Origin of the sequence: Rhodobacter sp. SY28-1 (assembly GCF_005222785.1) — a bacterium.
Taxonomy (GTDB): Bacteria; Pseudomonadota; Alphaproteobacteria; order Rhodobacterales; family Rhodobacteraceae; genus Tabrizicola.
This window is the reverse complement of the sequence record NZ_STGH01000001.1, coordinates 1637509-1650059: the sequence shown is the minus strand read 5'-3', so window position 1 is coordinate 1650059 and position 12551 is coordinate 1637509. Positions and strand designations below refer to the sequence as shown.

The window sequence follows — 12551 nt, the reverse complement described above, 5'->3', positions numbered from 1 at the left end:
CGTCGCGGCTCCGGCGTCTCGTCGCGGGCGGGCACCAGATTACCGAACCAGCCGCCAGAACCGCCACATCAGGCTGGCCGCAGCGCAGAACAGGCCCACCACCAGACCCAGCCAAAGCCCCTGTCCGCCATAACCCAGCGGGAAGGCCAGCACATAGCTGCAGGGGATGCCGATCAGCCAATAGCTGACCGCCGCCAACCACATCGGCACCTGCGTGTCCTGCACCCCGCGCAACAGCCCCAGCGCCATGACCTGCATCCCGTCGGCCAGCTGGAACAGCGCCGCCAGCACAAGAAGGGCCGAGCCATGGACCAGGATCGCACTGCTTTCCGGCTTCGACAGATCCAGAAACAGCGCGACAATCTGCTGAGGGATCGCCAGGAACAGGCAGACCGAAGCGACAGCCACCGCCAGCGACAGGACCACCGCAACTTTAGCCGCCCGCCGCAATGCGACCCGGTCGCCCTGCCCATCGAACCGCGCGATGCGGATCGTGGCGGCACTGGACAGGCCTACATGCAGCATGAAGGTCAGCGCAGCGACCTCCAGCGCGATGCCATGCGCGGCAAGCTCGACCGTGCCGATCCAGCCCATCATCAGCGCCGAGGCCTGGAAGAGCCCACCCTCCGCCAGCCCGGTCAGCCCGATCGGCAGCCCCAGACGCCAGACCTGACGCATCGCGGGCCAGTCGGGCCGCCAGAAGCGCTGGAACAGGTGGAACTTGCGCAGTTCGGGCAGGAAATGGGCGTAAAGCCCCAGCGCCAACAGCGACACGACCTGCACCGTCACAGTTGCCACAGCGGCCCCGCTTGCCCCCATCTCGGGAAAGCCCCAGTTGCCGAAGATCAGCGCCCAGTTGATGCCGATATTCACCGCCACCGCGGCCAGCGTCACCCACAGCACGACCTGTGTCCGGTGCAGCGCCGAAAGGTAGCTTTGCAGCACGGTGACCACCAGCGCCGGGGCCATCCCCAGTCCGGCAATCCGCATGTAGTCCTGTGCGATAGTCGAGACCTCAGGGTCCTGCCCCAGTGCCATGAGGATCGGCTTCGACCACCAGAAGATCGGGTAGACCGCCACGCCGAAGGCGATCGACAGCCAGAGACCCATCCGCGTGTCGCGGCGGACCTGGGTTTCATCGTCCCGACCCAGCGCCGCGGCAACCATCGGCATAACCGCCTTGGCAAAGCCCGAGCCCACGACATAGACGATGAAAAAGGACGAGGCCCCCAGCACCACGGCGGCCAGCGGCACCACGCCATACCAGCCAACCATGACGGTATCGGTCACATGCAGCGCCATCTGCGCCAGCGACGACCCGATGAGGGGAAGCCCCAGCACGAGCATCTCCCTCGCGTGGGCGGTCTTGGTCATGGTCTGTGTCATGCGTCCGGCTTACCCTTGCCGGACCGAGGGCACAAGTCGGGCAATTCGCTGCCCTGCGGCGTCAGAGACTGCCGATGAGAAGCCCCAGCGCCGCCCCGGCAATCACCAGTCCGACGGTCAGTTCCACCACCGGGAAGACCCGCGCGATCCGGCCGACGCCGAACTCGTAGACCGCCCCCTCGCGCAGCCAGACCGACAGGACGGCGGCCCCGCTGGTCACAAGGGCCGTACCCAGGCCCATGACAAAGGCCCCCACCACCCCGGCAAGCGCCACCCCCAGCTGCCAGGTCAGGACGAGCACGAAGAGCGCGCCGGAGCAGGGTCGCAACGCAATCCCTGCGACCAGTGCCAAACCGTCGCGCCAGCCCTTGACTTGCGCGACCTCGTCCAGCGTCGGGCCGTGGGCATGGCCGCACTGCGGCCCGTGGACATGGTCCAGCCCACCGTGCGCATGGTTGTGTGCGTGGTCGTGGGGCCTTGAGCCATGGTCATGATCGTGATGGGCGTGGTCATGTTGGGGATGGGCATGGTCGTGGTGCTGGTCGCCCGCGAGTCCCGTCTCGCCTGCCAAAAGCCCCCGAACCCCGCGCCAGACCAGCCAGAGCCCGAGGCCGGCAATCATCGCATGACCGAAAGGTGTGACCCAGCGTTCCGCCGCGCCCTCGACCGCGACCCGGCCAAGACCCAGCACCGCCAAGACCGCATAGACCAGCGCCACCGCGACTGCCGCCTGCGCCAGGCTCGACGCCAGCGCCAGCCCCGCCAGCCGCCCGACCGGCACCCGCCGCGCCAGCCCATAGCCACCTATGACCAGCTTGCCATGCCCAGGCCCCGCCGCATGCAGCACGCCGTAGCCGAAACACAGCGCCCAGAAGGCCGCAACCGCTCCCGGATCGCCCCGGCGCAGCGCGCGGATCGCCCCGGCCAGTTCGTTCTGCGCGGCCCGTTGCATCATCGCCAACCCCTGGGCCAGCCCATCCAGCGCGCCCGCGAACCACAAGGCGACAAGGGCCAGCACCACGACCAGCGCCGTCAGCATCACGGCGCGGCGCATGTCACCCGCACTTCCTCGGCGAAATTGGCCCCCACGGCCGGATAGTCGGCCTCGACATCGACGTCCGGCGTGTATTCCGACAGCGCATCCAGAAGCTTCTGTTCCGCCTCGTTCAGGTCGGGCACAAAGACCTGAGCCGTGCAGCCCTTGCCCCCGGTCACCACCGGGCGCCCGGGAATCCCGTAGGCGACGTAATACCCCGGATCATAGGCCTGCACGATCAGCGGCACCTCCCCCACGGGAACGGGGGCCGCAAAGTCCCGCACATGGGTCGAGGTAATTTTCCCCTCCGCATAGCCCGCCGTCCAGTCGCGCGGCCCCGACAGCGCCAGCGGCTTTTCGGCCATCAATGCATAGGTATCGCCCTCGAATCCCTCGATCCATTCCATGTCGAAGCCGGACAGCCGCTCCACCTCCTCGGGGGTCAGCTTGCCATCCCAGTCGGGGTCCAGCCCCATGTCGCCGACGATATACAGCGAATAGAGGTCGTCGTAGGTCCAGGTGATCCGGACCCCCGTCGCCTCGTTCCGGTCGTTCAGGATCACCTCAATCCCGGTGTCGATCCAGACATGCGGGTGGGTCCAGGCGGGACCGGCGGCAAGAAGCAGAACAAGCAGGGTAGGGCGCAACATGGCGCGCACTCTACCGATCCCCTGAGGCAAGGCCAAGTGCGACCCACTGCCACCGGCGCCGGTCTGCCCTGTCTCTCAGCCCTTCAGCATCGCCGGATGGGTTGCCACGTCATAGATCGCCGGTCCCATCCCCAGCACCTGCGTCGCCCGCCCCACGATCAGCGGGTCCGGCGTGCCCACCACCTCGTGATCCTTGTTCGGATAGTCTATGGTCGACAGGAAATGCCGCATGCAGTTCAAGCGCGCCCGCTTCTTGTCGTTCGACTTGACGATCACCCAGGGAGCATCGGCGGTGTCGGTGTAGAAGAACATCGCCTCCTTCGCCTCGGTGTAATCGTCCCAGCGGTCCAGGGACGCCTTGTCGATCGGCGACAGCTTCCACATCTTCAACGGGTCCGTCTCCCGCGCCAGGAACCGTGCCCGCTGCTCCTCCCGCGTCACGGAAAACCAGTATTTGTAAAGCCTTATCCCCGACCGGACGAGCATCCGCTCCAACTCCGGCGCCTGGCGCATGAACTCCAGATACTCGCTGGGAGAGCAGAACCCCATCACCCGTTCGACGCCCGCCCGGTTGTACCAGGACCGGTCGTAGAACACCATTTCCCCCGCCGTCGGCAGATGCGCGATGTAGCGCTGGAAGAACCACTGGCCCTTTTCCACGTCCGAGGGCTTGGTCAGCGCGCAAACCCGGGCATAGCGCGGGTTCAGATGCTCCATGAACCGCTTGATCGTGCCGCCCTTGCCTGCCGCGTCGCGCCCCTCCATCAGGATCACGAACTTCTGCCCGGTCTCCTGCGCCCAGATCTGCACCTTCAGGAGTTCGGCCTGCAGGCGGGCCTTCTCGGCCTCATAGGTGGCCCGGCCCATCAGGCGGGCATAGGGGTAGCGGCCGGATTCGAAAGCCTGGTGCAGCGGGTTTTCCGGCACCGGACGCGGCTTCGGGCTGGCCTCGACCGGGCTTGCTTCGGCGGGTTTCAGGATCGTCGCGCTGTCGTCCATGCGGTTGCACCTCCCTTGCTGATGACCGGGAAACCCATGCACAGGCTGCGACTTTTTGCCTTGATGCGGATCAAGACTGCCGCAGATCGCTGCCCCCTTTTGCTTCCGCGCCACAGGGCATAGGCTGGATACCGGTCATTCATGGAGTCCCCCATGCCCACCCTCTACGGCGTCTTCCGCAGCCGCGCCTCGCGTCCGATCTGGCTGCTCTATGAACTGGGCGAGACGTTCGACCACGTCCCCGTCATCCAGGCCTACCGCCTGCCGCAAGCCAGCGCGCCCGATGCGCCCCTGAACACCGCCTCGCCCGCGTTCCTGAAAGTGAACCCGCAGGGCCAGATCCCGGCCTATGTCGAGGGCAACCTTGTGCTGACGGAATCGCTGTCGATCACCAACCACATCGCCCGCACCCGTGGCGGCATGCTCGGGCCACAGACCCCGGCCGAAGCTGCGCTGATCGACCAGTGGACCCTCCTCGCCGTCACCGCCGTCGAAACCCCCGCGCTGGAAATCCTTAACGTCGTCGGCGCCGGCGGCGACAAGACCCCCGAAGGCCAGGGCGCCATCGCGATCAACGCCGAAAAACTCCGCCGCCCGCTGAAGCGGCTGGAGGCGCATCTGTCAGCGCATCCGTATCTGGTGGGGGACCGCTTCACCGTGGCAGACCTGAACCTGGCCGAGTGTCTGCGCTACGCTCAGGGCCACCCGACGCTGCTGGGAGAGTTCCCGGCGGTGAAAGCCTGGCTGGAGCGCTGCCAGTCGCGCCCGGCCTTCCAGAAGATGTGGGCGGCAAGGATGGCGGAACCGGCGTGAGCGTTTAACGCCCGAGCGCAGTTCGCCGCGCTTCCTCACGGCACGTCAGCAAATTGATCCGGCGAAAGTCCGCGACGGATCAATAGGTTGGGCGCACATTTCAACACGCACCCTACCGCCCCGCGCCGATCTGCCTGCGTCGCTTCGACCTCGGGTCCAAGCTTGAACCAACGCTCCTTGCCAGCGATAGGCGGTGTGAAAAGATAACCCGCGCTGATGTGTGCACCTGGAATGAAATAGGTGCCGATGGGCCTTACCGGGTTCACTGTCAAGCTTCCGGTCGGCGTGGGAAACTTCAGTTTTGTTGGCGGAGTTGCGACTGCGAGCAGCCGATTAAGGCCGTCCCAGTTTACCTGGACCACCTCCCGCAATCTCGGGTCTTCAAGTCCAAGTTGCAGCAATGTGTATTTGTCCTTGCCAAAATTGCACAGCGCGCAACTAACGACCGAGTTCTGAACGTCGGAGCACCCTCCATGTGAATAAGGAACGACATGGTCGAACTGCAACCAAAGAGCCTGCAGCCCCATGTGTCGATTCGTCGGGCTATTTTCATCCCAGGGTGCTGCTGCGGGATAGAGTCTGCAAATCAGTTTTCTGACCTCAGGACTTATGACCGGGCAACCACAGTAGCGACACCGGTAACCATCTCTCTTCAGTAGCGCCACCTTGTCGCTTGAGGTTAGGAAGCGCTTAGTGTCACGCTCCGACTTGGGCACGGGAGTCGTGTCGCCATGCGGCAACTTGTCGATGACATTCAGGTGGCATTTCTCCCATTCCGGATAGAGCCACGCCCACAGAGCCGGATTGTTTGCCTCATGAATGAGCGCTTCTGCGGACTTCAGTTCACCGGATAGATGCGCATCCGCAGCTTGGCTCAACAGTTCCCAAGCTTCGAACAGTTGCGGGACAGGTTCTTTGATTGACAGTCGCATATGCCCCTTTTTCCCACCAAATGCTTGATGTGAATACCTCATTACTCTAACGCGCCATTCCCAAATCACCTTGCTCTTTTCAGAAATACTCCACGGGGGTCCGGGAGTGTGAAACCCCCGGTCCGCCGCCAGCCTACTTCACATACTTCTGCCACGGATGCTGCTCAACAAACCCCAGCACCTCCCGGATCTTCCGGTTGGACAGAAGCCCCTCCCTTTCCCCGACCGGCCGCGACAGGGGCACGTTCGGGAAGAACCGCGGCAAAAGCTCCGAATTCGGCTGTGGCACCGCGTTCTCGTCGTTCACCGCGTTGAACACCTGGAACCCCAACCCGTCCTTCTTCAAACACAGGTCCACGATCTGCCCCAGGTCCCGCGCGTCGATGTAGCTGAATGTGATCCGCCGCCGCAGCCCCGGGTCCTGCGCCAAGGGCGGGAATAGGGTCGCATATTCATGCGGCTCGATCACATTCCCGATCCGTAAGGCATAGACATCCGCCCCGAACCGCCGCTGGAAACTCCGCGCCGTGACCTCGTTCACCTTCTTCGACATGCCGTAGCTGTCCATCGGGTCGATGTCGTAGTCTTCCTCCAGCGGCAGCACCTTCGGGTCCACCACGCCGTCACTGAAGCACACCCCGTAGGTCGTCTCCGACGACGCGATGATGACCTTCCGGATCCCCATCTTCAGCGCCGCTTCCAGCACATTGTAGGTCCCCACCGTGTTCACCCGGTAGCACTCGGTATCCGGCACCATCCCGTAGCGGGGCACGGCAGCGAAATGCACCACCGCGTCGAACAGCTGCGCCGCCCCGTCCTCCATCTCCTCATACCCCGCATGGGTCCGCATCGCGGAATAGACCTGCCCCGCGTCGCAGATATCCCCCGTCAGGTCATGCACCCCCGGCAACCCCAACGGCACCCGGTCGAAGTTCATCACCTTGTGCCCCTGCGCCACCAGATAGGGCACCACATGCTTGCCCGCCTTGCCCGACCCGCCCGTGAACAGTACCCGCATCGCCAATTCCTCCTCTGTTACCCCACAACCTAGGCCGCCCCGCCGCCCCAGACCACCCCCCACATCTTGCGCCCCTTGCCCCATCAATGCTCTAATGCCTGCGCATTTGAACAGGTGATCCCATGTCCAACGACCTCCTCTCCGGCGCCTCGACCTATGACGCCTCCTCGATCGAGGTCCTCGAAGGCCTGGAACCCGTCCGCAAACGCCCCGGCATGTACATCGGCGGCACTGACGAACGGGCGCTGCACCACATGGTCGCCGAAATCCTCGACAACGCGATGGACGAGGCGGTGGCAGGCCACGCCAACCGCATCGAACTCGAACTCCACGCCGACAACTCCGTCACCGTGCGCGACAACGGGCGCGGCATCCCCGTCGACCCGCACCCCAAATTCCCCGGCAAATCCGCGCTGGAGGTGATCCTCTGCACCCTCCACGCCGGGGGCAAGTTCAACGCCAAGGCCTATTCCACCTCGGGCGGCCTGAACGGCGTCGGCTCTTCCGTGGTCAACGCCCTGTCCGATGCCCTCACCGTCCAGGTCGCCCTGAACAAGGAACTCTACGAACAAAGCTTCTCGCGCGGCATCCCCCTCGGCCCCATCCAGAAACTCGGCCCCATCCAGAACCGTCGCGGCACCTGGTTCACCTTCCACCCCGACCCCGAGATCTTCGGCTCCCAGACCCTGAAACCCGCCCGCCTCTTCAAGATGGCGCGGTCCAAGGCCTACCTCTTCTCGGGCGTGGAAATCCGCTGGAAATCCGCCATCCCCGACGGTGACACGCCGCAGGAAGCCACTTTCCACTTCCCCGGCGGCCTTGCCGACTTCCTGAACGACAGCCTCAAGAAGGTCACCACCTACGCCGAACGCCCCTTCGCCGGGCGGGTCAGCTTCGAGGAGAAATACCAGGTCCCCGGCTCCGTCGAATGGGCGATCAACTGGACCCCCGCGCAGGACGGCTACCTGCATTCCTACTGCAACACCGTCCCCACGCCGGAAGGCGGCACGCATGAGGCCGGGTTCTGGGCCGCGATCCTGAAAGGCATCCGCGCCTACGGGGAACGCGTCAAGAACCGCAAGGCCGAGCAGATCACCCGCGAAGACCTTCTCACCGGCGGCTGCGCGCTTCTGTCGATCTTCATCCGCGAGCCGCAGTTCGTCGGCCAGACCAAGGACCGGCTTTCGACCGAGGAAGCCGCCAAATGGGTCGAAAATGCCGTCCGCGACCATTTCGACACTTGGCTCGCCGCCGACCCGAAATCAGCGGGCGCGATCCTCGACTTCCTCGTCCTCCGCGCCGAAGAACGCCTGCGTCGGCGTGAGGAGAAGGAAACCCAACGCAAGACCGCCACCAAGAAACTGCGCCTGCCCGGCAAGCTGACCGACTGCTCCTCCAAGACCCGCGACAATACCGAGCTGTTCATCGTCGAAGGCGACTCGGCTGGGGGGTCAGCGAAGGGCGCGAGAAGCCGCGAGACGCAGGCCCTCCTCCCCCTCAAGGGCAAGATCCTGAACGTCCTTGGTGCTGCCTCTGCCAAGCTGAACGAGAACGCCGAAATCCGCGATCTTTGTGAGGCGCTTGGCACCGGCATGGGCACCCGCTTCAAGCTGGACGATCTGCGCTATGAAAAGATCATCATCATGACCGACGCCGACGTCGACGGCGCGCACATCGCCAGCCTCTTGATGACTTTCTTCTTCACCCAGATGCGCCCCCTGATCGACAAGGGCCACCTCTACCTCGCCTGCCCGCCCCTGTACCGCCTGACCCAAGGCGCACGGAGGATGTACGTCGCCGACGATGCCGAGAAAGAGCTTTGGCTCGCCAAAGGTCTGGGCGGCAAAGGGAAAATCGACGTCCAGCGCTTCAAGGGGCTGGGAGAGATGGACGCCAAGGACCTGAAGGACACCACGATGAACCCTGCAACCCGCAAGCTGATCCGGGTGTCGATTGATGAGGACGAACCGGGGGACACCTCCGACCTCGTGGAGCGCCTGATGGGCAAGAAGCCGGAGCTGCGGTTCCAGTACATCCAGGAAAACGCTCGGTTTGTGGAGGAGTTGGATGTGTGATATGTAGTTCTCCTTCAAATTAGTCCGGAGGTTTAGAATGTTTGGTTTTTCCAACGACCTGCAGATTAAAGCAACAGATATCTTGTTTACCATTCTTATTGGAACAGCGGGTTACTTCACCGGGATATATTTTGACTTCTTAAAGTTTCAGAAAGATCAGGCAGACAGTGCCTTTTCGCAAACTATCGACAATAGAAGCCTCAATTTAGCTGAAGGTGAGCTGGTAACGGGCTTGTTTGACGATTTGGTTGGAAACAATGAGCTCCGAAAGAATCTAGCGATTGAGACCATCAAGGTTTCTGCTCCAACACTTGGTGGAACGATTTTACCCCTAGTTGTGGCTCAGTCACAAAACTCTGGAGACAAAGCCAGCGCTCAAGCTGCACAAACAGCAATTGAAGTTCAGCGAAAGATACTTTCCTCGCAGCTTTTCGATGTGAAGAAGGATACCCGGGTCGCTGCTTTCGAGGCAATTCGAACTGGCTGGACTCAAGACCCTGAAATGGTTACATCAATCATCGACACTGCTAGTTCCTTTATTGGATCCGAGAACTGGCCACTAGTAAATGGATTTCCGAACGAAGCTCTATTTGAGAGTGGAGTGATGAATTCGCTCCTCGTACTTGCAACATTCCCCGTTGCAAGCTTAAAGCAGAATAAGGAAAGCCTTTGCAAGTTCCTCTTGGCAGTCCAAGTCAACGGTCCTCAAACAAAATCGCGGGCGCAGCAAATGGCTGCTTTGATCGACGGATGCCCGGGGATCTAGCATGCGTAGGGTGGGTTTCCAACCCACTAATGCGCGAAACCAAGCGTAGGCTGCGTGCTCGCACGCACCAATTCCGCCACCGGATGGTGCGCGAGATCACGCACCCTACAAGGTCCACCTCTCGGTCAGCTATGCACCGCGGCGTTGCTCCCCAATTGTCATCCCCGCGAAGGCGGGGATTCATGTTGAGGTGGTGCATCTGGATCCCCGCCTTCGCGGGGATGACAGACATCGCGTAGATCGGGGTCCACCCCGACTCCCCCCGCCAAACCACTCCCCCAACCCTTGCATTCCCTCCCCCCGCCCCCCACCTTTCCCCTACAGGCTCCGTCCCCGCGCAAGCGGTGCGCCCCTGATGCCGCGCGCTGACGCCCGTCAGCCTCTGGCGGCAGCCTACTCCGGGCAGACAAGGAACACTCCGATGTCCAAGGACAGAAGCAAAGGCAACAAAGAGGCCAAGAAGCCCAAGAAGGAAGCCCCCAAGGTGCTGGCCACCGCGAACTCGGGGCTGAACAAAGACGGCATGGTCATCGCGGGCAAGAAGGTCAAATAGCCCGCGCGGATGGTGCGAAGTAGGTCGGGTTTCAGACCGACTCCGCCCGCCCAACCGCAAACCTTACCACCCGGTTAACGCCCACGACCAACCCCTTGCAACCAAAGGACAATCCCGGATTGTCCACCGTGGACACTTGCCGCATCCCACCCCCGCCCCATATCCAAGATGATGCGGAAGCTGATCGCCCTCCTCCTCCTCATGACCCCCCTCCACGCCCAGGAGGTGGACCTCGAACTCGTCCTCCTCGCCGACGCCTCCGGCTCGATCACCCAGGATGAGATCGACTTCCAAAGGGAAAGCACCGCCACCGCGATCACCGACCCCGCCGTCCTTTCCGCGATCTCGAACACCCTCACCGGCTCCATCGCCGTCACCTACATCGAATGGGCCGCCAACCAGGCCACCGTCGTCGACTGGACCGTCATCGACAGCCCCGAGACGGCGGAGGCCTTCGCGGCCGCTCTCCTCGGCCCGCCCCGGCTTGCGACGGGAAGGAACGCCATCGGCAACGCCCTTCTGGAAGGCAAGCGGGTGATCGAGGCCAATCAGATCACCTCCCTCCGCCAGGTCATCGACTTCTCCGGCGACAGCACCGGCAACTTCTCGGGCGTCGGCATCGAGGAAGCCCGTCAGGAAGTCGTCGCCGCCGGGATCGTCATCAACGGCCTCCCCATCCTCGACGGCGGCCCGGACGACCCGCTCCTCCAGGAATACGAATCCCGCATCATCGGCGGCCCCGGCGCCTTCGCCATCCCCGCCCTCGGCCGCGCCGACTTCGTCACCGCTCTGCGCCGCAAGCTGATCCTGGAAATCGCAGGCACACCGCTTGGCGCCGCCGACCTTACCGCAGCGCCCTGACCTTGCCTGCATGGCCACGACCCGCTAGGAAACCCAAGTCCCTTTCCAAGGCAGGCCAACATGCGTCTTTCCCGCTACTTCCTCCCCGTCCTCAAGGAAAATCCCGCCGAGGCGCAGATCGTCAGCCACCGCTACATGCTGCGCGCGGGCATGATCAAACAGCAGGCGGCGGGGATCTATTCCTGGCTGCCGCTCGGCCTGCGGGTCCTGCGCCGGATCGAAGAGATTGTGAACCAGGAACAGATCCGCGCGGGGCACATTCCCCTGTTGATGCCGACCCTGCAGCCTGCCGACCTCTGGCGCGAAAGCGGCCGCTACGACGACTACGGCCAGGAAATGCTGCGGATCAAGGACCGGCAAGAGCGCGAGATGCTGTATGGCCCAACGAACGAGGAAATGATCACCGACATCTTCCGGTCCCACGTGAACAGCTACAAGGACCTGCCCCTCACGCTCTACCACATCCAGTGGAAGTTCCGCGACGAGATGCGGCCTCGGTTCGGCGTGATGCGGGGGCGCGAGTTCCTGATGAAGGACGGCTACAACTTCGACGTCGACCGTGAGGCCGCGCTGCACGCCTACAACCGTCACATGGTCAGCTACCTGCGGACCTATGAACGCATGGGCCTGACCGCGATCCCGATGCGCGCGGCCTCGGGTCCCATCGGTGGGGACAATACGCATGAATTCCTGGTGCTGGCGCAGACGGGCGAGAGCGAGGTGTTCTACGACGACCGCGTGACCGCCCTCAAACTTGGCCAGCGTGACATCGACTACGACGACCGCACGCAGGTGGCCGATGTGTGCAAGGAGTTCACCACGCTCTACGCCCGCACGGATGAGACCCACGACCAGGCGATCTTCGATCAGGTGCCAGAGGCGCACCGCAAGGTCGGTCGAGGCATCGAGGTGGGGCAGATCTTCTACTTCGGCACCAAGTATTCGGCGTCGATGGGGGCCGAGGTCACCACCGCCGAGGGCACCAAGGTTCCGGTCGAGATGGGCTCGCACGGGATCGGCGTCAGCCGCCTTCTGGGCGCGATCATCGAGGCCAGCCACGACGACAAGGGGATCATCTGGCCGGAAGGGGTCACGCCCTTCCCGGTCGGGATCGTGAACCTGAAGCAGGGCGACTCGGCTGCGGACGCGGCCTGCGACGGGCTTTACAAGGCTCTGGCCGCCAAGGGGCTAGAGGCGCTCTATGACGACCGCGACGAACGCGCCGGGGCGAAGTTCGCCACGATGGACCTGATCGGCCTGCCCTGGCGGATCACCGTCGGCCCGCGCGGTCTGGCGAACGGGATCGTGGAACTGACCAGCCGCCGCACCGGCGAAAGCGAAGAGTTGAGCCCCGAGGCCGCCGTCGACCGGATCGCCCAGATCTACGCCGGGCGGTGAGCTTGCGGGTCGCGGTTCACTGGACCGCGACCCACGCGTTCTGCGAAGCTCTTCGAGTTTCTGG

At 63.5% G+C, this 12551-nt stretch carries 12 protein-coding genes; 6 read left to right on the top strand and 6 right to left on the bottom strand.

The window, feature by feature from the left end; translation table 11 throughout:
- Nucleotides 1-39 precede the first annotated feature (39 nt).
- The 4 genes from E8M84_RS08220 to ppk2 form a co-directional block, all read right to left on the bottom strand.
- Nucleotides 40-1386 carry an MATE family efflux transporter gene (locus tag E8M84_RS08220; protein ID WP_137110635.1) on the bottom strand — a complete coding sequence of 449 codons (1347 nt, stop codon included), beginning with the start codon at nucleotides 1384-1386 and terminating at the stop codon, nucleotides 40-42.
- 61 nt (nucleotides 1387-1447) lie between these two features.
- On the bottom strand, nucleotides 1448-2440 hold the full coding sequence (locus E8M84_RS08215; RefSeq protein ID WP_137110634.1) for a nickel/cobalt transporter: 993 nt from the start codon (nucleotides 2438-2440) through the stop codon (nucleotides 1448-1450).
- Nucleotides 2425-3072, bottom strand: coding sequence for a DUF1007 family protein (locus E8M84_RS08210; protein WP_137110633.1), 648 nt, complete (start codon nucleotides 3070-3072; stop codon nucleotides 2425-2427). Before E8M84_RS08210 ends, E8M84_RS08215 begins: the two co-directional genes overlap by 16 nt.
- A gap of 75 nt (nucleotides 3073-3147) precedes the next feature.
- Nucleotides 3148-4071: a polyphosphate kinase 2 gene (gene ppk2, locus E8M84_RS08205; RefSeq protein ID WP_137110632.1), complete on the bottom strand. Its 924-nt coding sequence runs from the start codon at nucleotides 4069-4071 to the stop codon at nucleotides 3148-3150.
- A 153-nt stretch (nucleotides 4072-4224) separates the two neighbouring features.
- Between ppk2 and E8M84_RS08200 the strand changes: the two genes are divergently transcribed.
- Nucleotides 4225-4884, top strand: coding sequence for a glutathione S-transferase family protein (locus tag E8M84_RS08200; RefSeq protein ID WP_137110631.1), 660 nt, complete (start codon nucleotides 4225-4227; stop codon nucleotides 4882-4884).
- 35 nt (nucleotides 4885-4919) lie between these two features.
- Here E8M84_RS08200 and E8M84_RS08195 read toward each other — a convergent pair whose 3' ends face one another.
- Both E8M84_RS08195 and E8M84_RS08190 read right to left on the bottom strand, forming a co-directional pair.
- Nucleotides 4920-5816, bottom strand: coding sequence for an HNH endonuclease (locus E8M84_RS08195; RefSeq protein WP_137110630.1), 897 nt, complete (start codon nucleotides 5814-5816; stop codon nucleotides 4920-4922).
- Between the two features lie 133 nt (nucleotides 5817-5949).
- The gene (locus tag E8M84_RS08190; protein WP_137110629.1) at nucleotides 5950-6834 is read right to left on the bottom strand and encodes an NAD(P)-dependent oxidoreductase; all 885 of its coding nucleotides are present in this window, start codon (nucleotides 6832-6834) and stop codon (nucleotides 5950-5952) included.
- A 122-nt stretch (nucleotides 6835-6956) separates the two neighbouring features.
- Between E8M84_RS08190 and parE the strand changes: the two genes are divergently transcribed.
- The 5 genes from parE (at nucleotide 6957) to proS (ending at nucleotide 12487) form a co-directional block, all read left to right on the top strand.
- Nucleotides 6957-8909, top strand: coding sequence for a DNA topoisomerase IV subunit B (gene parE, locus E8M84_RS08185; protein ID WP_137110628.1), 1953 nt, complete (start codon nucleotides 6957-6959; stop codon nucleotides 8907-8909).
- A 37-nt stretch (nucleotides 8910-8946) separates the two neighbouring features.
- On the top strand, nucleotides 8947-9675 hold the full coding sequence (locus tag E8M84_RS08180) for a hypothetical protein (RefSeq protein WP_137110627.1): 729 nt from the start codon (nucleotides 8947-8949) through the stop codon (nucleotides 9673-9675).
- A 421-nt stretch (nucleotides 9676-10096) separates the two neighbouring features.
- Complete coding sequence (locus E8M84_RS21795; RefSeq protein ID WP_276607109.1) at nucleotides 10097-10228, top strand: hypothetical protein; 132 nt, start codon at nucleotides 10097-10099, stop codon at nucleotides 10226-10228.
- 171 nt (nucleotides 10229-10399) lie between these two features.
- Nucleotides 10400-11089: a DUF1194 domain-containing protein gene (locus E8M84_RS08175; protein WP_137110626.1), complete on the top strand. Its 690-nt coding sequence runs from the start codon at nucleotides 10400-10402 to the stop codon at nucleotides 11087-11089.
- A 60-nt stretch (nucleotides 11090-11149) separates the two neighbouring features.
- Nucleotides 11150-12487 (top strand): proline--tRNA ligase, encoded by a 1338-nt coding sequence (gene proS / locus E8M84_RS08170; protein WP_137110625.1) that lies wholly within the window; start codon nucleotides 11150-11152, stop codon nucleotides 12485-12487.
- Nucleotides 12488-12551 lie beyond the last annotated feature (64 nt).

Bases quoted from the DNA above. Each gene is read 5' to 3' on its own strand.
- E8M84_RS08195 (WP_137110630.1), bottom strand. From the start codon at position 5,816: ATGCGACTGTCAATCAAAGAACCTGTCCCGCAACTGTTCGAAGCTTGG.
- E8M84_RS08215 (WP_137110634.1), bottom strand. From the start codon at position 2,440: ATGCGCCGCGCCGTGATGCTGACGGCGCTGGTCGTGGTGCTGGCCCTT.
- E8M84_RS08175 (WP_137110626.1), top strand. From the start codon at position 10,400: ATGCGGAAGCTGATCGCCCTCCTCCTCCTCATGACCCCCCTCCACGCC.
- E8M84_RS08210 (WP_137110633.1), bottom strand. From the start codon at position 3,072: ATGTTGCGCCCTACCCTGCTTGTTCTGCTTCTTGCCGCCGGTCCCGCC.
- proS (WP_137110625.1), top strand. From the start codon at position 11,150: ATGCGTCTTTCCCGCTACTTCCTCCCCGTCCTCAAGGAAAATCCCGCC.
- ppk2 (WP_137110632.1), bottom strand. From the start codon at position 4,071: ATGGACGACAGCGCGACGATCCTGAAACCCGCCGAAGCAAGCCCGGTC.
- E8M84_RS08220 (WP_137110635.1), bottom strand. From the start codon at position 1,386: ATGACACAGACCATGACCAAGACCGCCCACGCGAGGGAGATGCTCGTG.
- parE (WP_137110628.1), top strand. From the start codon at position 6,957: ATGTCCAACGACCTCCTCTCCGGCGCCTCGACCTATGACGCCTCCTCG.
- E8M84_RS21795 (WP_276607109.1), top strand. From the start codon at position 10,097: ATGTCCAAGGACAGAAGCAAAGGCAACAAAGAGGCCAAGAAGCCCAAG.
- E8M84_RS08200 (WP_137110631.1), top strand. From the start codon at position 4,225: ATGCCCACCCTCTACGGCGTCTTCCGCAGCCGCGCCTCGCGTCCGATC.
- E8M84_RS08180 (WP_137110627.1), top strand. From the start codon at position 8,947: ATGTTTGGTTTTTCCAACGACCTGCAGATTAAAGCAACAGATATCTTG.
- E8M84_RS08190 (WP_137110629.1), bottom strand. From the start codon at position 6,834: ATGCGGGTACTGTTCACGGGCGGGTCGGGCAAGGCGGGCAAGCATGTG.